We start from the raw sequence: 19,794 nt of genomic DNA, 5'->3' as shown, positions 1-19,794 counted from the left end.
CTTGTAGGGTGGATGGCGTGAGCACGTCCCTCGAGCACCTGGCCGCCGTCGCCGCCGCAGGCGTCCCCGGACTCGCACCCGTGGCCGTGGGGCCCTCCCCCGACGACGACGCCGACTTCCGCTCCGCCGTGGTCCTCGACGCCTCCGGCCGGCGCTGGCGGGTGCGCTCCCCGCTGAGCCCCGAGGCGAGCGTCCGCCTGGAGACCGAGCACCTCGTGCTCCGCTCCTTCACCCCCGCCGTCCGGTCGCGTCTCCCGTTCCTGGTCCCCACCGCCGCCGGCTCCGTGGCGCACGGGGACCTGCACGCCTTCGTGCACTCCCACATCGAGGGCGCCCCGCTGGACATCGACGCGCTCGCCCGCATGGCCGCCGAGCCGGATCCCGAGCACCACCGGCACGTGCCGAGCGCCGAGCCGCCCCCGACGCTCACCGTGCAGCTCGGGCGGCTCCTGGCAGCGATCCACGCCCTGCCGCCCGCACTGGTCCTGGACGCCGATCTGCCCGGCTACACCGCCGAGCAGTGCCGGCAGCGGCGCCGCACGGAGCTGCGCCGGGCGGCCGACACGCGGCGCGTGCCGGCCGCGCTGCTGCACCGGTGGGAGCAGGTCCTGGAGGACCGTGCCGTGTGGCGGTTCCGGCCGCGCGTGGTCCACGGCGATCTGCAGGAGGACGACCTCGTGATCTCCCGCGGACGGGTGCGCGGGGTGACCGGGTGGACCGACCTGCACGTGGGGGATCCCGCCGAGGACTTCGCGTGGCTCTTCGCGGCGCGCGACGCCCGCCTCGCCGAGGGGGTGCTCGAGGCCTACGCCGCGGCCTGCCGCCGCACGTCCTTCCAGGCGCCCGACGGGGCACCGGACCCGCACCTGCTGGACCGGGCCCGGCTGGACGCCGAGCTCGCCCTGGCGCAGTGGCTCGTGCGCGGCGTGGACCGCGGCGCGCAGGACCTGGTGGCCGACGCGGAGCAGATGCTCGCCACGCTCGAGCAGGACGTCGCCCGGCGCCCCGAGCCGGAGCCGGTCGCGGCCGCACCGGAGACCGCGCCGGCGGCCCCGGGGCAGGACGACGCCTCCCAGGACGCGGCCCCGGACCGCGCGCCCGAGGACACCGCCCCGGAGGCCCCCGCCCCGGCCGGCGTCCCCGAGGCCCCCTCCGGCCGGACGCCGCCGACGGGATCGGGCGGCGGCTCCGCTCAGGGGCGCAGCACCACGTCGTAGGCCTCCCGGACCACCGCCTCGAGCTCCTCGGCCCCCGACAGGTCATGCGGACGGACGACCCGGTCCTCGGCCACGTAGTAGAAGGCGGCGGTGACCTCCTCGAGCGGGACGGCCCGCAGCCGGGACCACGCGAGCCGGTACACGGCCAGCTGCGCCGACCGCTCCTGCAGCTCCCGGCCGGAGGGTGCCCGCCCCGTCTTCCAGTCGACCAGTTCCCACGTGCCGTCGCCGTTGCGGAAGACGGCGTCCACCCGGCCGCGGACCGTGACCCCGGCGATCGGGGTCTCGAGGGGGAACTCCACGGCGTACGGCTGGCGGTCGGCCCACGGGCTGGAGCGGAACGTCGCCGCGAGCTCGGGGAGGTCGTAGGCCGCGTCGACGTAGTCGTCGGCGGTCCCGGGCAGCTCCCCGACGTCGAAGATCGCGGAGCTGCCGTAGTACTGCTCGATCCAGGCGTGGAAGGTGGTGCCCCGCCGCGCCGCGGTGCCGGGCCGGCGCGGCATGGGCCGGCGCAGGCCCGACACGACCTCGAGCGGATCGCGCGCGAGCGCCACCAGGGTCGAGGCAGAGACGTGGGACGGCATGGGGACGGTCCGCTCGGCCCGGCCGTCCTCGTGCCGGGCGAGCAGGATCTTCGCCTCCTCGGACCATCGGCGCGGGTCCGGCGCGAGCCCGTCCCGCTCCGCGACGCCGAGCAGGTCCTCGACGTCGAGGTCCGCGGTGTCCTCGAAACCGCGCTCCCGCACCGCGCGGGCGGCCCGCTCGAGCACGGCCCGGCGGCCCCGGTGCGGGGGCGGGCTCACGCGCACGGCGCTCTGCCCGTTCTCGTCCGTCACGGTCTCGGTGACCTCGGGGCCCTCCAGCGGGTCGTACGGCCAGGGGGCGCTCAGCACGGTGGCGGCGGCCGGGTTGCGCGCCCCCTCCGGGACCTCGGCCCAGGGGCCCGGGCGGACGGGCGGCTCGGGGCCCTCGGTGAGCGGTGCCAGCTCCGCGACGAACACGGAGGGCTCCTGGCCCTTCGCGGCCGTGCCCCGGAACACGGTGCAGGACAGCTCCAGGACCTCGCGGGCCCGGGTCACGGCCACGTAGGCGAGACGGCGCTCCTCGTCCTCGGCGTGCTGGGCGGCGAGCTCCAGGAACTCCGTGTGGGAGTCCTCGAGAGCCTTGAGGTCGCTCGTGTCCACGGCCCACTGCGGCAGGAACCGGGCGTCACCGCGCAGCGGCCAGGCCAGGGTCCCGGTGTCGAGGGTCCAGCGGGAGGGCCTGTCGGTCGGGAAGTTCCCGGCGTTGAGTCCCGGGACGTAGACGTGGTCCCACTCGAGGCCCTTGGAGGCGTGGACCGTGACGAGCTGGACGGCGTCGTGCCGCGTGCGGTCGGGGCCGGGTTCGAGACCGTTCTCCTCCGCCAGGGTGACGTCGAGCCACGCGAGGAACGCCGAGACGTCGCTGCTCGCGGAGAACGCGGTGAAGGACTGCGCGGCCTCGTGGAACGCGTCCAGGTTGCGCCGCGCCTGGTGGACGGGGCGGTGGGGGTGCGCGGCGACCTCGACGTCGAGGCCGAGCACCGTCTCGACCTCGTGCAGCAGGCTCGGCAGGTCGTCGGAGAGGAAGGAGCGCAGGTGGTCCAGCTCCGTCCGCAGCCGGATCAGGCGCTCCCGCGCGGTCTCGGACAGGGTGCGGGCGTGCGCGGACGTCCAGCCCCGCCACGGGAGGGTCTCGAGGGCCTCGATCAGCGACGCGTGGTCGGAGAGGTCGGGCTCGACGAGGGCGTCCTCCTGGGCCTCCTCCGCGGTCACCGGGCTCTCGAGGTCCTCGGCCCGGCCCGCCTGCGCGGCCTCCGTGCGGCGGCGTTCCAGGTGGGACGCCCAGTCGCCGAGGGCCATGAGGTCCCGGGTCCCGATCCGCCAGCGGGCCCCCGCGAGCAGCCGCACGAGCGCGTCCGAGCGGCCGGGGTCGTCCAGCACCCGGAGGGTCGCGACGACGTCGGAGACCTCCGGCGTGCTGAGCAGCCCGCCCAGGCCCACGACCTCGTAGGGGATGCCGCGGGCGGCGAGTTCCCGGCGCACGGGCTCGATCTGGGAGCGCTTGCGGCAGAGCACCGCCATGGTGGGCATCTGCTCCTCCGGGTCGCCGCGGTGCTGCTCCCGGCGCTCCCGGACGCGCTCCGCGAGCGCGACGGCCTCCTCGACGTCGGTCGCGTACCGGCTGATCCGCACCCGGCCGGTGCCCGCCCCGGGACGCGGGGTGAGCTCGGGGACGGCGAGGGAGGACGTGCTGCGCGCCCACGCCGGCAGGGTCCGCAGGGGCGCGGCGATGGTGTTGGCGACGTCCAGGATGCTCGCGTCGTTGCGCCACGCCGTGGTGAGGAAGCTGGGCTCCCCGTCCAGGCCGGGCGCGACCGGGAAGGAGTCGTAGAAGCCGAAGAGCTGCCCGGACGACGCCCCGCGGAAGCCGTAGATCGACTGCTGGGGGTCGCCCACGGCCATCACGGAGTGCCCCTGCCCGAAGAGCGCAGCGAAGAGCCGCAGCTGGGCGTGCGAGGTGTCCTGGAACTCGTCGAGCAGCACGACCCGGTGCCGCTCCCGCTCGGTCCGGCGGGCTGCCGGGTCCTGCTCCGCGAGCCGGGCGGCGGCGGAGAGGAGGTCGCCGAAGTCCATGGCCTGGGCCTCGTGCTTGCGCCGGGAGAAGTCGGTCACGAGCTCGGCGAGGACCCACGCCGTGCGCTGGTTGTCCTCGACCTTCTTCAGCTGGGCGCCCAGGGTCTTCTTCCGGCGCCCCGGCGGTGTCGTGGCCAGCGCGCCGAGCAGCTCGGCCGCGAAGCGCTCCACGTCCGCCGGGTCCACGAGGTGCTCCGCGCACGCCGAGGCGAGGTCGAGGACGGCGGCGACCATGGTCGACTTCGCGGGCATGGTCTCGAGCAGCTCCCCGGTCCAGGCCTCCACGGTCTGCGCGGCGAGCTGCCACGTCCGGGCCTGGCCCAGCAGCGTGGTGTCCGGCTCGATCCCGATCCGCAGCCCGTAGTTGCGCACGAGCGTGTTGGCGTAGGAGTGGTAGGTGCTGACCGTGGGGTCCTGGGGAGCGGCCGGGAGGTCCTCCTCCTCGGCGTGGGCCGGAGCGACGAGCCCCTGGGCGCGCAGCCGGGCGAGCCGGGAGCGCATGCGCTCCCCCAGCTCGCCGGCGGCCTTGCGGGTGAAGGTCACGCCGAGGACCTGGTCCGGGGCGACGACCCCGTTGGCCACGAGCCAGACCACCCGGTCGACCATGGTGGCGGTCTTGCCCGAGCCCGCGCCCGCGACCACCAGCCGGGGGGTGAGCGGGGCCGAGATCACGGCCGACTGCTGGGCCGTGGGGAGGTTGCCGCCGAGCAGCTCGGCCAGCTCCTCGGGACTGTACCGGGGCTCGACGCCGCCGTAGGGGTGCTCGGCGGCGTCGTGCCGGGAGCGGTCGTCGGGGGCGTCGGTCATGGGCGCTGTCGTCTCCTGCTGTCCGGGTGGGACGGGGCCGGGATCCGTCCTCATGGTTCGCTCACCTGCCGCCCCTCGGCGCACAGCGGGCAGATCTGCGGCAGCTTGCACCCGTGCCCGTTGAAGGCGCCCTCGGCCTGGTCGTGGCGGGCGGTGAACCGTTCCCCGGCCACGAGCTCCGCGGCCCGGGTGATCAGGTCCCGCGCCCACGTGGCGTCCGGGTCGAGGGGGTCCTGCTGCTGCACGGAGGGGGACTTGGCACGGGTGCCGAGCTGGACGAGCAGGGCGCCGCCGGAGAGCTCCGTCACGGTGCCGCCGGGCAGCTCGAGGACGGTCTCGTCCTCGCCGGCGACCATGGCCGTGCCAGCTCCCGCCGTGAGCGCCACCTGGTAGGCCGCGAGCTGCGGGTGCTCGGCGATCTTCGCCCCGGCGGGCTGGTTCCGGCCGGTCTTGAGGTCGACGACGACGTAGCGGCCCTGCTCGTCGAGCTCGAGCCGGTCCACGCGGCCCCGGAGCAGGGCGTCGCGCGCCCGCCCCTGGACGAGCACGCTGAACGCCCCCTCCACGGAGGCCAGCCGGCGGCCGTGCTTGCTGCGGGCGTCCAGGACGTACTGGGCGAACTTTCGCAGCATCTGTTGGGCCCGCTCGAGCTGGACCGCGGACTCCCAGGTGTCCGGCAGCCCTAGCGTGGGCCAGCGGTGCTCGAGCTCGGCGACGAGCTCCGAGCCCGACGCCTCCGGCAGTTCCTCGGCGATGGCGTGCACGAGCGAGCCGAGGCTGCGGCTGAGGTCGGTCGCGGCCTCGGCCCGCGAGGCGGCCACGAACCAGTCGAGGGGGGACCGGTGGATGGTCTCGATCCGGGACGGGGAGACGGGCACGGGGGCCCCGTCGTCGAAGACGGGCGCCGTGCTGGAGAGCGTCGCCGCGCCCCACCAGGTGTCGGGGTGGGCGCCGGGCACCGGGCGCGGGGAGGAGGAGATGCGGTGGAGCAGCCGGGCCGCGGCCTCCGAGCGTACGGGGTCCTCCTCGTGCAGCTGGACCCACTGCCGCAGCTCGGCCACGAGGGCCCGCAGGGTCATGGGCCGGGGGGCGTCCACCACGGCCCGGGCACCGTCCCCGGGGCGGGAGCCAGGGGGGTCGACGAGGTCGAGGAACTCCGAGGGCTGCTCGTCCTCGCCGGAGGCCGCCGTGACCACGAGCGTGCCGCAGCTGCGGGAGACGGCGGCGGAGAAGGAGCGCAGCTCGTCGTGGCGGACCTCGCGCATCCGGGTGACCGGGGTGACCCGCGCGGCCTGGTCGACGCCGAGGTCGAGCGCGTCCGTGAGCAGGTCCGCGCCGAGCAGCTGCCCGCGCAGGCGGGTGTTGGGCCACACGCCCTCCTGCACGCCGGCGACGAAGACCACCGGCCACTGCCGGCCCGCGGCGGTGGCGGGCGTCATGATCTCGACCGTCTCGTCGGTCGGGGCGCGGGCGGCCAGGGTGTCCATGGGCAGCTCCTGGTTGTCGATGTAGTCCAGGAACTGGGCGGGGCCGGCCCCGGGAAGGTGGTCCACGTAGCGCTCGGCGGACTCGAACAGGCCCACCACGGCGTCGAGGTCGCGGTCGGCCCGCTCCCCCGCCGGGCCGCCCTCCAGTGCCCGGCGCCGCCAGGGCTCGGCGACCCCGGCTGCCTCCCACAGCGCCCACAGGACGGTCTCGGCCGTGGCGCCCTCCTCCCGGAGGGCACGGGTTCCGGCCGCGAGCATCCGGGCGATCCGGCGGGCCGGCACGGAGCGCACGCCGGCGGCGTCGAGCGCCCCGGGGGCCACGAGGGCCTCCACGAGCAGGTCGTCGCTGGTGCGCAGGCCCCCCGCGGCGAGCTCCTCCGCCCGGAGCCGCTGGCGGAGCCGGCGGACGTCCATCGGGGAGGCGTTGCCGATCCGCGAGGAGAGCAGGTCGACGGCCGCCTGGACCGTGAGGGCACCGAAGTGCGCGTCCTCCTCGCGGTTCGCGGCCGCAGCGGCGGCCTCGGTCACGATGCGCAGGGCACCCAGCAGCGGGCGCACCGCGGGCTCGTCGCGCACCGGCGTCTCCGCGGCGGAGGTGCTGACGGGCACGCCGAGGGCGGAGAGCTGGCGCTCGAGCCCCTCCAGGTAGCGGCCGTTGCGCACGATAACGGCCATGTTCGCCAGCGGGACGCCGTGCACCAGGTGGCGCTCCAGGACCTGGTGCGCGATCCAGCGGGCCTCGTGCAGCGGTGAGGAGAGCACCACCGTGGTGACCTCTCCGGGCACCGCGCGGTCTCCGGCGCCGTCCACCGCGACGTCCACCGGCGCGGTCGCGGCGTCCGCGCCGTGGCCCGTGTCCGCAGCGCCCGGGGTGCTCCCGGCGGGCCGGAGGGCGCGGGGGTGCCGGGCCCCGGCCACGGCCGGGATCCGCTCCGCCACGCGCTGCCACACCTCCGCGACGGCCCCGGGCATCCGCCGGCTCGTGCCCAGGGGGTGCCGCCGCAGGGGGCGCGCGGGCTCGGCGAGCCGGTCCTCGAGGGTGCGCAGCAGGTCGGGACGGGCCCCGCGGAAGCCCTGGACCACGGTGTCCGTGCAGGCGGTCAGCACGGTGTCCCGTCCCCGGCACAGCACGGCGAGCAGTCGGTGGATCGAGGGCGTCGCCTCGTGCAGGTCGTCGACGAGCACGAGGTCGAGGCGCTCCTGCTCGGCCCGCAGGAACTCCGGCTGCTCCTCGAGGACCCGCGCGGCCTCCGTGACGAGGGCCGCCGGGTCGTAGGACTCCGGCATCCGCAGCCGGCGCACGGCCTGGTACTCGGCCTGCATCGTGGCGGCCGCCGCCCAGTCCGGGCGCTCCAGGCGCCGGGCGAGGCGGCGGAGGTCGTCGGGGGCGAGGTCGTACTCGGACATGCGGTCGAAGAGCTCGCGCACCTCCTGCCGGAAGCCGCGGGTGGCGAGCGCCTCCCGGAGGTCCGGGGGCCACACGACTGGGGCCCCGAAGCCAGCGGCGTGCCCGGCCATGAGCTCGCCGATCAGCACGTCCTGCTCCGGGCCGGACAGCAGCTTGGGCCCGTGCGCGACGCCCGGGAGCAGCCCCTGGTTCTGGGCCCGCCGGAGCAGGTCGAAGGCGTAGGACTGCCAGGCCCGCACGGGCGGGGAGCTCATGGTGGCCGAGACCGCGGCCGTGAGGTCGTCCCGCAGCCGGGCCGCCGAGAGCCGGGACGGCGTGAGCACGAGCAGCCGGTCCGGGTCCAGGCCCCCGCCGATCCGGCGCGCCGCCAGCTCCACGAGCACCCGGGTCCGCCCGGTCCCAGGGCCGCCGAGCACGAGCCGGGGGCCGCACCCGGCCGGGAGCCCGGCGATCTCCTCCTGCTCGGGGCTCGGCCGCCACGGGGCGCGCTCCGGCGCGGAGCCGTGCGGCGGCACCAGGGTCCAGCGCACCGGCCCCGCCCCGGGCAGGGCGGAACTCGTGGCGTGGGTGCTGTCCTCGGTGTGCCGCATGGGTCTCATCTCATCACGGGACTCCGACGGTCTAAGCGCTCCGCGTCCGCGCGCCCCGGACGGTTCCCGCCCGGTGCGCACGGAGGCGGAGGCCGGGGCGGCCGCGTCCGTGCCGGGTCGGAGGGGGCCGGTACGGTGGGAGCCATGTCCTCGCCCTCAGGCCCCGCCGGCCCCACCGACCAGCTGCCCCTGTTCGACGCCGCCCCGCTGCGCGCGCCGAGGCCCGCCCCGCCCGCGCCGGACGACGCCGCGGAGCAGGACGTGCTCTTCGACCTCGAGGGGTCCGCGGGCGCCCCGGAGGCGTCCCCCGCGTGGACCGAGGGTCCGCGCGCCTCCTTCGACCTCGAGACGACCGGCCGCGACCCGCACACGGCCCGCATCGTCACGGCGTCCGTCGTGCGCACCGACGCCGCGGGCGCCGTGACGGACGAGTGGGAGTGGCTGGCGGACCCGGGGGTGGAGATCCCCGAGGAGGCGGCCGCCGTGCACGGGGTGAGCACCGAGCGGGCCCGCGCCGAGGGCCGGCCCGCCGCGGAGGTGGTCGCGGAGATCGCGGGCGTGCTGGCCGACCTGTTCGCCGCGGGCACGCCCGTGCTGGTCTTCAACGCCTCCTACGACTTCACGGTCCTCGCCCACGAGGGCCGGCGCCACGGGGTGGAGGTCCCGCAGCCCTTCCCGGTGCTGGACCCCTACGTCCTCAACAAGCAGGTGCACCGGTACCGGCGCGGCAAGCGCACCCTCGGGGCGCTGTGCGAGGAGTACGGGGTCGAGCTCACCGCGGCGCACACCTCGGCGGCGGACTCGGTCGCGACGGAGCGGCTCGCGGTGCTGATGGCCCGCCGCTTCACCGAGCTGGTGCGTCCGGCGGCCGCGCTGCACGCCGACCAGGTCGGATGGGCGGCCGAGCAGGCGGCGAGCCTCCAGGAGTACTTCCGCCGGACCCGCCCGGACGCGGTGGTCGACGGCGCGTGGCCGCTCCGCCGCCCCAAGGACGCCTGAGCGCTCCCCGGGACGGCGGCCGGCCGGGGTCAGGCGGCCGGCCGGGCCTCGGCGGCCGCGCGCGCCGCGGCCGGCAGGGCGGAGACGATCCGGTCCATCGCGGCGTCGTCGTGCGCGGCGGAGAGGAACCACGCCTCGAACACCGACGGGGGCAGGTAGACGCCCTGGTCGAGCATCGCGTGGAAGAACGCCGGGTAGCGGAACGTCTCCTGCGCCTTGGCCTGCGCGTAGTCGTGCACGCCGGCGGCGGAGGTGCCGAAGGCCACCGAGAACAGGCTGCCGGCCGACTGGATCGAGTGGTCGACCCCGGCCTCGGTCAGCGCCGCGCGCACCGCCTCCTGCAGCTGCGCCGAGCGCCGGTCGACGGTCTGGTAGGCGATCCGGTCCGCGGTGCGCAGGGTCGCCGCGCCCGCGGCCATCGCCACCGGGTTCCCGGACAGGGTCCCGGCCTGGTAGACGGGGCCCAGGGGCGCCAGGTGGTTCATGACCGCGGCCCGTCCGCCCACGCCGGCGACCGGCAGCCCGCCGCCGATGACCTTCCCGAACATGAACAGGTCGGGCTCCCAGCCGTCCTCGCCCGCGGCGGTGAGACCCCAGTAGCCGGCCTCGTGCACGCGGAACCCGGTCAGCACCTCGTCGAAGATCATCAGCGCCCCGTGCTCGCGCGTGAGCCGGCGCAGGCCCGCGTTGAAGCCTTCGCCGGGGGTGACCACACCCATGTTGGCGGGCGCGCCCTCGGTGATGACGGCGGCGATCCGGCCGGGGTGGGCGGCGAAGGCCTCCTCCACGGCGGCGAGGTCGTTGTAGGGCAGCACCAGGGTCTCGGCCGCGGTGGCCGCGGTGACCCCGGCGGAGCCGGGCAGGGCGAGGGTCGCCACGCCGGAGCCCGCCTCGGACAGCAGGGAGTCCACGTGCCCGTGGTAGCACCCGGCGAACTTCACGACGAGGTCCCGGCCGGTCACGCCGCGCGCCAGGCGGATCGCGGTCATGGCCGCCTCGGTGCCGGTCGAGACCATGCGCAGCTCGTCGATCGCGCCGATCCGCTCGACCACGAGCTCGGCCAGCTCGGTCTCCCCGCGGGTCGTGGCCCCGAAGGACAGGCCGCGCTCCACGGCCTCGTGCACGGCCTCGATGACGGCCGGGTGGGAGTGCCCGACGAGGGCGGGCCCCCACGAGCTGACGAGGTCGACGTACTCGCGGCCGTCGACGTCGGTGAGGTACGGCCCCTTGGCCGCGGTGATGAAGGGCGGGGTGCCGCCCACGGACGCGAAGGCCCGCACCGGGGAGTTGACCCCGCCGGGCATGACCTTGCGCGCGCGGTCGAAGAGTTCCTGGGAAACGCTCATGGGTTTGTCTGCTTCCTTCCGCCGGGGGTGCCGGCTCGGGGGACGGTGGGGGTCAGGAGAGGCCGTTCTCCTCGCGGAACCAGTCCGCGAGCTCGACGGCGAAGTAGGTGAGCACGGAGTCGGCGCCCGCGCGGCGGATGGACAGCACGGACTCCTGGATCGCGGCCCGGCGGTCGATCCAGCCGTTGGCGGCGGCGGCCTCGATCATGGCGTACTCGCCGGAGATCTGGTACGCGGAGACGGGCACCGGGGAGACCTCGGCCACGTCGCGGAGGATGTCGAGGTAGCTCATGGCCGGTTTGACCATGACCATGTCGGCGCCCTCGTCCAGGTCCAGCTGCAGCTCGTGCAGCGCCTCCCGGCGGTTGGCGGGGTCCATCTGGTAGCTGCGGCGGTCGCCCTGCAGCTGGGAGTCCACGGCCTCGCGGAATGGGCCGTAGAACGCGGAGGAGTACTTCGCGGAGTAGGCCAGGACGGCGACGTCGGGGTGCCCGGCCTCGTCGAGGGCGGAGCGGATCACGCCGACCTGGCCGTCCATCATGCCGGAGGGCCCGAGCACGTGGGCGCCCGCCTCGGCCTGGGCGACGGCCATCCGGCCGTAGATCTCCAGGGTCGCGTCGTTGTCCACGGTCCCGTCCTCGGCCAGGACGCCGCAGTGCCCGTGGTCGGTGAACTCGTCCAGGCACAGGTCGGCCATGACGACGAGGTCGTCGCCGACCTCGGCGCGCACGGCGCGCAGCGCCCGGTTCAGGATGCCCTCGGGGTCGCACCCGGCGCTGCCCTCGGGGTCCCGCTCGGCGGGCACGCCGAAGATCATGAACCCGCCGAGGCCCTTGGCCGCCGCCTCGGCGGCGGCGCGCCGGAGCGAGTCCATGGAGTGCTGGACGACCCCCGGCATGGAGCCGAGCGGGGCGGGCTCGGCGAGGCCCTCCCGGACGAACACGGGCAGGATGAGGTCGGACGGATGGACCCTGGTCTGCGCGGCGAGCCGGCGCACGGCCGGGGTGGTGCGCAGGCGGCGGGGGCGGGACACCAGGTCGTAGCGGGGGGTTCGGTGGGTCACGGAGTTCGTCTCCTCGGTCGCAGGGATCGGTGTCGTCGGGATCGGTGTGGTCGGTGCGGCCGGCGGCGGAGCCGCTGCCGTCGGGGTCGGGGCGGGCGCCCCCGGGACCGCCCGGGAGGCCCGCGCGGGGGCGGCGAGGGCCCGGGCGAGGGCGTCACGGATCCCCTCCGGGGTGGGCAGGGACGCGGCCACGGACGGCAGGCCGCGCTCGGCGGCGGCGCGTCTCGTCGGCTCGCCGATGGCCACGAGGACGGTGCCGGCCAGGACGGCGGGGTCGTCGCGCACGAGCTCGGCGAGGTGGGACGGCGCCGTGAGCACCACGGCGTCGGCCTCGCCCGCGGCCAGGACCCGCAGCAGGTCGGACCGGTGGAGCTCGGCCGCGGGCCCGTCCACGCCGCGGTCCGTGTCGTCGGCCGTGTCGTCGTCCGTGCCGTCGGCCGTCCCCTGGGCCGCGGCCCGCCGCACGAGGGGCGCGGGCGCCGGCCAGGGCACGGTCTCGTAGGCCGTGGCTGTCAGCACCCCGTACCCCCGCGCGGTCAGACCGGTCTCGAGGGTGGGCCGGGCCCGGGCGGAGAGCGGCAGCAGGACGGTGCCGGGAGCCGGCTCCGGCGGCCAGTCGGCGAGCAGCCCGACGGCCGAGTGCACCGCGCCGGGCACGAGGTCCGGCGGCAGCCCGGCGGACGTGAGGGCCGCGGCCGTGGCGTCCCCCACCGCGGCCACGCGCAGGCCGGCCAGCCGTGCCGCGGCGAACCGGTCGCCGAGTGCCGTGCCGGACGGCTCCCCCGCGACCGCGCGCAGGGCCCGGACGGTGGTGACCGAGGTGACCACCAGCCAGGACCCGGCGGCGGCCCCCGGGTCCGCCGCCCGCTCCAGCAGGGCGGTCACGGGACCGGTGTCCCCGGGGAGGGTGGCCTCGAGCAGCGGGGCGAGCCGGACCCAGGCCCCGTGCCCGTGCAGCAGCGCCACGAGCTCCCGGGCCCGGTCGGCGGAGCGGGTCACGACGACCCTGGCCCCGCGCAGGGCGGCGGCCGGGTCGGCGGAGCGGTCGGCGGGGCCGGGGTGCGGCACGGGTCTCAGAGCGTCAACCGGGCCAGCCGGCCGGCGCCGTCGGCGAGCAGCTCGTCGCCCAGCCGGTGGCCGAGGGCGCGGGCGTCGTCGACGCCGCGCTCCGCGGTGCGGCCGCTGCGGCGCATGACCCGGCTGCCGTCCGGGTCGGCCACGACGACGTCGAGCACGAGCACGCCGTCCTCGATCCGCGCGAAGGTGCCCACGGGGGCCGCGCAGCCGGCCTCGAGCCGGGTCAGCAGCGCCCGTTCCGCGGTCACGGCCAGGCGGGTCTCCAGGTGGTCCACCGCGGCGAGGGCGGCGGCGAGCGGGGTGTCCCCCGAGGCGTCCTCGGTGCGGCACTCCAGGGCCAGGGCGCCCTGTCCGGGGGCGGGGAGCATGACGGACGGGTCGATCAGCTCGGTGATCGCGTCCTCCAGCCCGAGCCGCCGCAGCCCGGAGGCGGCGAGCACCACGGCGTCGAGGTCGCCGGGGGCCACCCGCCCCAGCCGGGTGCCCACGTTGCCGCGGATGTCGACGATCTCCAGGTCCGGGCGCGCCGCGCGCACCTGCGCCGCGCGCCGCGGGGAACCGGTGCCGACCTTCGCGCCGGCGGGCAGACCGGTGAGGGTGAGCCCGTCGCGGGCGCACAGCGCGTCCCGGGGGTCCTCCCGCTCCGGCACCGCGGCGACCTCGAGGCCCGGCACGGGAGCGGTGGGCAGGTCCTTGAGGGAGTGCACGGCCAGGTCCACGGATCCCGCCAGCAGCGCGGCCCGCAGGGCCGTGGCGAAGACCCCGGTGCCGCCCATCTGGGACAGGGGCCCGGTCAGGACGTCGCCCTCGGTGCGGATCGTGACGAGCTCCGGCTCCAGCCCGCCCGCCGCCGCGACGGCCCGGGCCGCCGTGGTGGTCTGGGTGAGCGCGAGCCGGGAGCCGCGGGTCCCGACCCGCAGCACCGGGAGCCCCTGCGCCGCGGCCGTCACGACCACCGCACCTCCCCCGCCTCGTCGAGGGCGACCGGGAGGGGCTCGCCCTGGGGGCGCTGCGCGATGGTGGGACGGGGCTCGGTGGCGCCGCGCAGCACCTTGACGCAGCAGTCCGGGGCGCAGTCGTCGAACCACGTGCCCTCGGCGCACGCGGAGAGCCGCGGCGGGGCGGCGCGCCCGGCGACGCGCTGCTCCACGAGGTCCGCGAGCCCGGCCACGAACGCCGGGTGGGTGCCCGCGGTGGGGGTGCGCACGGCCGGGAGGCCGAGCCGTTCGCAGGTCTCCAGAGCCTCCGTGTCGAGGTCCCACTTGACCTCCATGTGGTCGGAGACGAAGCCCAGCGGCACGAGGACCACGCCGGCGACACCGCGCTCGGCGAGCTCCTCGAGGGCGTCGTTGACGTCCGGCTCGAGCCACGGCACCTGCGGCGGCCCGGAGCGGGACTGGTAGACGAGGTCCCAGGTATGGTCCCCGAGCTCCTCCGGCCCCACGCGCTCCAGCACGGTCCGGGCCACGGCCAGGTGCTGGGCGACGTAGGCGGAGCCCTCCTCGAAGTCCATCCGCGCCGGCCCGGAGGCCTCGGCGTCGGTCGTGGGGATGGAGTGGGTGCAGAACAGGACCGCGATCCTGCCGCCGTCGGCGCCGAGCCGGTCGCGCACCTGCGCGAGGCCCTCCCGGAGCCCCTCGACGAAGGGCTGCACGAAGCCCTCGGAGTCGTAGTACTGGTGGACCTTGTCGACCTGCATCTCGTCCGTGAGGCCCAGCTCCTCGAGCGCCACGCCGTAGTCCTCGCGGTACTGGCGGCAGCCGGAGTAGCTGGAGTAGGCGCTGGTGGCGAGCACCAGGAGCTTGCGCAGCCCGCGCGCGTGGCACTCCCGCACCACGTCCGCCACGTAGGGCGCCCAGTTGCGGTTGGCCCACAGCACGGGCACGCTCAGGCCCCTGCCGAGCAGCTCGGCCTCGAGGGCGGAGCGCAGCGCGCGGTTCTGGGCGTTGATGGGGCTGACGCCGCCGTTGGCCCGGTAGTGGGTGGCGACCTCCTCGAGCCGCTCGTCGGGGATGCCGCGGCCCTTCGTGACGTTGCGCAGGAACGGCAGGACGTCGTCCTGCCCCTCCGGCCCGCCGAAGGACGAGAGGACGACGGCGTCGTAGTGCTCCGGCGGGTGCGCGCGGGCCCGGGACAGGGCGTTCTCGGCGCTCATCGGAGCACCTCCGCGAGCTCCTCGGAGCGGATCCGGCGGCCCGTGTAGAACGGTGTCTCCTCGCGCACGTGCAGCCGGGCCTCCGTGTTGCGGAAGGCCCGCATGACGTCGACGAGGTCGACCAGCTCGGGGGCCTCGAGCGCGAGCAGCCACTCGAAGTCGTTGAGCCCGAAGCACGCGATGGTGTTGGCGAGGACCTGGGGGTAGTCGCGCGCCGCCATGCCGTGGTTGCGCAGCATCTCGGCGCGGCGCTGGGCGTTCATGTAGTACCACTCGTAGGAGCGCACGAACGGGTAGACGCAGACCCAGTCCTCGGGGGCGACGCCGCGGGCGAAGGACGGCGAGTGGTTCCGGGTGAACTCGGCGTCCCGGTGCACCCCCATCGCGTTCCAGGCCTGCGCGGTGCCGGCCAGGAGCTCCGTGCGGCGCAACCGGCGGACCGCCGACTGGAGCGCCTGGGGGTCGTCGCCGTGCAGCCACGTGAGGACGTCGGCGTCCTCGCGCATCCCCGAGACGTCGTAGGCGCCGCGCAGCGTCACGCCCTCGGCCGCCAGCTGCTCGACGACGCCGTCGAACTCGGCGGCCGCGGAGGCGTCGTCGCCGGCCGTGCGGGCCGCGGCGCCGCCGGCGGGGCGGGCGAACACGGACCAGACGGCCCAGTGCAGCCGCTCCGCGCCGCCGTCCTGCGTCGGCTCGGGCGTGGCTGCGGGGTGACCGCCGTGCTCGTGGGGGCTGGTGTCGTGGGACAAGGCTCAGTCCTTTCGTCGGGTGCTGGTCGGTGGGGTCCGTGCCGGTTCGGTGGCGGCCGGCGCGGCGTCGTCCGGGACGCCCGCCTCGGCGAGCAGGGCACGGACCTGGGCCCGGGTGTCGGCGACGACGGAGGCGAGGCCCGTGCCCGCGAGCCACCCGCCGACCGCGACGGCGTCGGGCAGCGCCGCGAGCGCCCGCCGGAAGTCGGCGACCCGCTGGGCGTGCCCGACGCCGGTGCGGGGCAGCGCGGAGCGCCAGCGCACGATGTCCGCGCCGACGAGCTGGGCGGGCCGCAGGGGCATGCCCATGAGGGTCGAGGCGTCGGAGAGGGCCAGGCGGATGAGCTGGTCGTCGGGCAGGGCCACCTCCGGGGGCACGGCGGTGGCGTCGGGCTGGGCGCGCCCGTAGGAGAGCCGCAGCACGTGCCGGCCGGGGCCGGCCGCCTGCCGGACCCAGTCCCACTTGGCGCTCGCGTGGGTGAGGGCCTTGGCGCGCACGCCGCGGGCGTCCTCGCTCACGAGCAGGCCGGTGCCCCGGGGGGCGCCGTCGAGGCGCGGCTCGTCGACCACGAGCGTGGCCAGCGCCACCTGGGGCCCGGACCCGGGGGCGAACCGCTGGAGCCCCTCCTCGTGGCTGGCGAGGAGCCGGACGGCGGTCGTGCCGTCGGTGGCCATCACGAGCAGCTCCCCGCGCGCCACGGCGGTCTTGTGGCCGAAGCGCGGCTGGCGCTGGATGACCATCCAGCCCTCTCGCCGGGGGTCGCGGTCGAGGGCGATGACGTCGTAGCCGGTGACGAGCTTCACGCCCGCCCGCTCGAGGTCGTGCACGAGGGTCTCGGACAGCGCGTTCATGCCGCCGCGCAGCCCGGCCACGTTCGCGCCCGCGGGCGCGGCGCGGCGCAGGGCGCCTGCCGCGGCGCCGAGGGACCCGTGCTCGCGCAGGGCCCGCCGCAGGCCGGGGGCGACGGCGTCGACGTCGAGGTCGTCGGGGTGGGCGGAGTGCACGCCCGTGGCGAACGGCGCGACGAGCCGGTCCAGCACCCGCTCCCCCATCCGCGCCCGGACGAGGCCGCCGAGGGAGCGCTCGGTCATGCCGAAGAAGGCCGGCAGCCGGCGGTCGAGGCTCGCGCGCAGCATGCCGGCCCGGCCGAGGGCCGCCCGCAGCCGGGGGGCGGTCGGGTCGGCGGGGATGCCCAGGATCCCGGAGTCAGGGGCGGGCACGGCGCCCTCCGGCAGGAACAGCCACGAGCCGGAGCGGTTGGGGTGCACCACGCGCTCGCCGAGGCCGAGCTCGTCCAGGAGGTCGGGGACCGCCCGGGAGCGGGTCGCGAAGGACTCGGCGCCCGAGTCCAGGACGAGGCCCGCCACCTGGTGGGCGCCGACGGCTCCCCCGAGGTGGTCCTCGGCCTCGACCAGGGTGACGCGCAGCCCGCGGGCCGCCAGGTCGCGGGCGGCCACGAGCCCGGAGATGCCGCCGCCCACCACGAGGGCGGATCGGGGCGGGGTCCGGCGGGCGGGCCGGCCGTCCTGCTCCGCGCTCACGGCCTGCCGCCGCGCGGGGTCTGCTCCAGCGGCTGGTCGTGGACGAAGGACACGAGGTCCGTCAGCACCTGCGGGTCGGTGCCCGGCGGGACGCCGTGACCGAGGTTCACCACGTGCCCGGGCGCCGTGGCCCCACCGGCCAGCACCTCGCGCACGTGCTCGGCGAGCACGGGCCAGGGGGCGGTGAGCAGGGCCGGGTCGATGTTGCCCTGCAGCACGGTGGACCCGCCGAGCCGCCGGTCGGCCTCGGCCAGCGGGATCCGGTAGTCCACGCCCACCGCGTCCGCGCCGGCGTCCCGCATCGCGGCGAGCAGCTCACCGGTGCCGGTGCCGAAGTGGATCCGGGGCACGGCGAGGTCCTCGACGGCGCGCAGCGCGGCCGCCGAGTGCTCCACCACGTGCGCGGAGTAGTCGGCCAGGGACAGGGAGCCCGCCCAGGAGTCGAAGAGCTGCACGGCGGAGGCGCCGGCCTCGACCTGGGCGCGCAGGAACGCGCCCGAGGTCCGGGCCGCCCACTCGGCGAGCGCCCGCCAGGCCGCCGGGTCGGCGTGCATCATCGTGCGCGGCAGCAGGTGGTCCCGGGAGGGCCCGCCCTCGACCATGTAGGCGGCCACGGTGAACGGTGCCCCGGCGAAGCCGATGAGCGGGGTCGCCCCGAGCTCCGCCACGGTGCGGGCGACGGCCTCGCGGATCGGGTCGAGGGAGCCCTCGGCGAGCTCGGGCAGGGCGGCGACGTCGGCGGCCGTGCGCACGGGGCGCTCCAGGACGGGGCCGCGGCCCGGGACGATCTCGACGTCCACGCCGGCCACGCGCACGGGCACGACGATGTCGGAGAAGAAGATGGCGGCGTCGACGTCGTGCCGGCGCACCGGCTGGAGCGTGATCTCGGCGGCCATCGCGGGGTCCAGGCAGGCGTCGAGCATGGCGGTGCCCTGGCGCAGGGACCGGTACTCCGGCAGCGACCGGCCCGCCTGCCGCATGAACCACACCGGGCGGCGGTCGGGCGCGCGGCCCGTGAGGGACTGCAGCAGCGGGGCGTCCAGCGTGCCGGGGGCCCGCAGCGGATGGCCCTGCGGCAGCGCCCCGAGCGATCCGGTCAGGCGCCGGAACGCCGCCGAGGGGTGGGTGCCGCCCGTGGGGTGCCCGGGAACGGCTGCGGTCGACGTGTCCGGCGTGCTCGCCGTCTCAGGGGTGGTAGGCATAGTGCTCCCATTGTGCCAAGGAACACCGACGTCGTTTACCGACGCAGCGTCACCGGGGTCCGGGAGGGACCGGTCGGTGACGGACGTGAGCGGCCTCTCGGACGTCACCGAGGCGCGGATCCGCGGTGACCGTCTAGTATGAATGCACTGTGGTCCTCTTCGCTCTCGTCGCCTCCCATCAGAACGTCGATCTGAACACCGTTGCGCGTCTCAGCACCGGTGCGCTCGGGCTGTCCGAGGAGATGGTCCGCGGCGGCCCGCTCCGGGGCGCCGTGACCCTCTCGACGTGCAACCGGCTCGAGATCTACGGGGAGCTCGAGGACACGCCGGGCGTCCCGTCCGGGGCGGCGCTGGACCGGGTCCTGGCCGAGCTCGCCGAGCAGATCGGCTCCCGCGCCGGGCTCGACCCCGAGTTCGTGGCCGACTCCCTGCGGGCCTTCACCGACTCCGGCGCCGCACGCCACCTCTTCACCGTGGTCTCCGGGCTGGAGTCCGCCGTGGTGGGCGAGCGCGAGATCACCGGGCAGGTCCGGCGCGCCCTCAACGACGCCCAGCAGGCGGGGACAGTCTCCGGCAAGCTCCAGCGGCTGTTCGAGGCGGCCGCCCGCACCGCCCGCAAGGTGGGCACGCAGACGGCCCTGGGCGAACGCGGCCGATCCATCGTCTCCGTGGCCCTGGACCTCGCCGACGACGTCACGTCCGGCACCTGGACGTCGCGCCGGGCCCTCGTGTTCGGCACGGGCGCCTACGCGGGGGCGACCATGGCGGCCCTGCGCGACCGCGGCTGCGCGGACATCGAGGTGTACTCGGCGTCGGGCCGGGCGGAGCAGTTCACCGAGAACCGCGGCGGCACCCCGGTGGGGACCGCGGAGCTGGCCGCGGCCCTGGAACGCGCCGACGTCGTGATCGGCTGCAGCGGCGGCTCCGCCCCCATGGGCGCCGCCGCGTTCCCCGCCGGGTCCCGCACCGTGGTCGACCTGGCCCTGACCCGCGACTTCGACCCCGCCGTGGCGGACCTGCCCGGCGTCGAGCTCATCACCCTCGAGTCGGTGCGCGTAGCCGCCCCGGACGAGACCCGGGAGTCCGTCGACGCCGCGAGCGGGATCGTCGAGCGCGCCGCCCAGGAGTTCGCCGCGAGCCAGGAGGCCCGGGACATGGACGCCGCGATCGTCGCCCTGCGCAAGCACACCATGGCCGTCCTGGACGCCGAGCTCGAGAAGGTCACCTCCCACCACGGATGCACGGCCGCCCAGGAGCAGATCGAGCTCGCGATGCGGCGCATGGTCCGCTCCCTGCTGCACACCCCCACCGTCCGCGCGCGCGAGCTCGCCGCGCAGGGCCGGCAGGACGAGTACATCACCGGCCTGGCGGCGCTGTACGGCATCGAGGTCCCCGCGCCCGCCGCGGAGGAGAGCGCACCACCGGCGGCCGGGGCGCCGCCGGAGGCCGCCACCCGGTCCCAGGCCGCGGGGTAGGGCAGCATTCGTTCGGCCGG

The 19,794-nt window shown here is 76.6% G+C and carries 12 protein-coding genes and 1 pseudogene; 3 read left to right on the top strand and 10 right to left on the bottom strand.

The window, feature by feature from the left end; genetic code table 11:
- Window positions 1-17 precede the first annotated feature (17 nt).
- Window positions 18-1,217, top strand: coding sequence for a phosphotransferase (locus RF647_RS09435; RefSeq protein WP_368811504.1), 1,200 nt, complete (start codon window positions 18-20; stop codon window positions 1,215-1,217).
- Here the strand turns inward: RF647_RS09435 and RF647_RS09430 are convergent.
- Together RF647_RS09430 and RF647_RS09425 are read right to left on the bottom strand one after the other, a co-directional pair.
- Entirely contained in the window at window positions 1,193-4,681 is a 3,489-nt protein-coding gene (locus RF647_RS09430) for an ATP-dependent helicase (protein ID WP_368811503.1), read from the bottom strand. The two genes, RF647_RS09435 and RF647_RS09430, sit on opposite strands and share 25 nt — an antisense overlap.
- A gap of 50 nt (window positions 4,682-4,731) precedes the next feature.
- Window positions 4,732-8,166 carry an ATP-dependent helicase gene (locus RF647_RS09425; RefSeq protein WP_368811502.1) on the bottom strand — a complete coding sequence of 1,145 codons (3,435 nt, stop codon included), beginning with the start codon at window positions 8,164-8,166 and terminating at the stop codon, window positions 4,732-4,734.
- Between the two features lie 144 nt (window positions 8,167-8,310).
- Here RF647_RS09425 and RF647_RS09420 point away from each other — a divergent pair, with 144 nt between their 5' ends.
- Window positions 8,311-9,165 (top strand): 3'-5' exonuclease, encoded by an 855-nt coding sequence (locus RF647_RS09420; protein ID WP_368811501.1) that lies wholly within the window; start codon window positions 8,311-8,313, stop codon window positions 9,163-9,165.
- Between the two features lie 29 nt (window positions 9,166-9,194).
- Here the strand turns inward: RF647_RS09420 and hemL are convergent, their stop codons facing one another.
- The 8 genes and pseudogenes from hemL to hemE form a co-directional block, all read right to left on the bottom strand.
- Complete coding sequence (gene hemL, locus RF647_RS09415; protein ID WP_368811500.1) at window positions 9,195-10,511, bottom strand: glutamate-1-semialdehyde 2,1-aminomutase; 1,317 nt, start codon at window positions 10,509-10,511, stop codon at window positions 9,195-9,197.
- A gap of 52 nt (window positions 10,512-10,563) precedes the next feature.
- A complete protein-coding gene (gene hemB / locus RF647_RS09410) occupies window positions 10,564-11,574 on the bottom strand; it encodes a porphobilinogen synthase (RefSeq protein ID WP_165979764.1) in 1,011 nt (336 codons plus the stop codon).
- 171 nt (window positions 11,575-11,745) lie between these two features.
- Window positions 11,746-12,540 (bottom strand): annotated as a pseudogene (locus RF647_RS09405) (uroporphyrinogen-III synthase); the annotation flags it as partial.
- A 107-nt stretch (window positions 12,541-12,647) separates the two neighbouring features.
- Window positions 12,648-13,607, bottom strand: a complete 960-nt coding sequence (gene hemC / locus RF647_RS09400) for a hydroxymethylbilane synthase (protein ID WP_133411311.1) — start codon at window positions 13,605-13,607, stop codon at window positions 12,648-12,650.
- On the bottom strand, window positions 13,598-14,806 hold the full coding sequence (locus tag RF647_RS09395; protein WP_368811499.1) for a ferrochelatase: 1,209 nt from the start codon (window positions 14,804-14,806) through the stop codon (window positions 13,598-13,600). The genes hemC and RF647_RS09395 overlap by 10 nt, the downstream gene beginning before the upstream one ends.
- Window positions 14,803-15,555: a hydrogen peroxide-dependent heme synthase gene (gene hemQ / locus RF647_RS09390; RefSeq protein ID WP_095650638.1), complete on the bottom strand. Its 753-nt coding sequence runs from the start codon at window positions 15,553-15,555 to the stop codon at window positions 14,803-14,805. The genes RF647_RS09395 and hemQ overlap by 4 nt, the downstream gene beginning before the upstream one ends.
- 3 nt (window positions 15,556-15,558) lie before the next feature.
- On the bottom strand, window positions 15,559-17,097 hold the full coding sequence (hemG, locus tag RF647_RS09385; protein ID WP_368811498.1) for a protoporphyrinogen oxidase: 1,539 nt from the start codon (window positions 17,095-17,097) through the stop codon (window positions 15,559-15,561).
- Window positions 17,094-18,299, bottom strand: coding sequence for a uroporphyrinogen decarboxylase (gene hemE, locus RF647_RS09380; RefSeq protein WP_368811497.1), 1,206 nt, complete (start codon window positions 18,297-18,299; stop codon window positions 17,094-17,096). The genes hemG and hemE overlap by 4 nt, the downstream gene beginning before the upstream one ends.
- Before the next feature lie 149 nt (window positions 18,300-18,448).
- Between hemE and RF647_RS09375 the strand changes: the two genes are divergently transcribed.
- Complete coding sequence (locus RF647_RS09375; protein ID WP_368811496.1) at window positions 18,449-19,774, top strand: glutamyl-tRNA reductase; 1,326 nt, start codon at window positions 18,449-18,451, stop codon at window positions 19,772-19,774.
- The last annotated feature ends 20 nt before the right edge of the window (window positions 19,775-19,794 follow it).

The organism is Kocuria sp. CPCC 205263, assembly GCF_040981075.1.
Lineage (GTDB): Bacteria > Actinomycetota > Actinomycetes > Actinomycetales > Micrococcaceae > Kocuria > Kocuria rosea.
The sequence above is the reverse complement of the archived record's forward strand: the minus strand, read 5'-3'. Positions and strand labels throughout refer to the sequence as shown.

Excerpts from the sequence above, each read along its gene's own strand:
- hemE (WP_368811497.1), bottom strand. The coding sequence starts at position 18,299 with ATGCCTACCACCCCTGAGACGGCGAGCACGCCGGACACGTCGACCGCA.
- hemL (WP_368811500.1), bottom strand. The coding sequence starts at position 10,511 with ATGAGCGTTTCCCAGGAACTCTTCGACCGCGCGCGCAAGGTCATGCCC.
- RF647_RS09420 (WP_368811501.1), top strand. The coding sequence starts at position 8,311 with ATGTCCTCGCCCTCAGGCCCCGCCGGCCCCACCGACCAGCTGCCCCTG.
- RF647_RS09395 (WP_368811499.1), bottom strand. The coding sequence starts at position 14,806 with ATGAGCGCCGAGAACGCCCTGTCCCGGGCCCGCGCGCACCCGCCGGAG.
- RF647_RS09430 (WP_368811503.1), bottom strand. The coding sequence starts at position 4,681 with ATGACCGACGCCCCCGACGACCGCTCCCGGCACGACGCCGCCGAGCAC.
- RF647_RS09425 (WP_368811502.1), bottom strand. The coding sequence starts at position 8,166 with ATGCGGCACACCGAGGACAGCACCCACGCCACGAGTTCCGCCCTGCCC.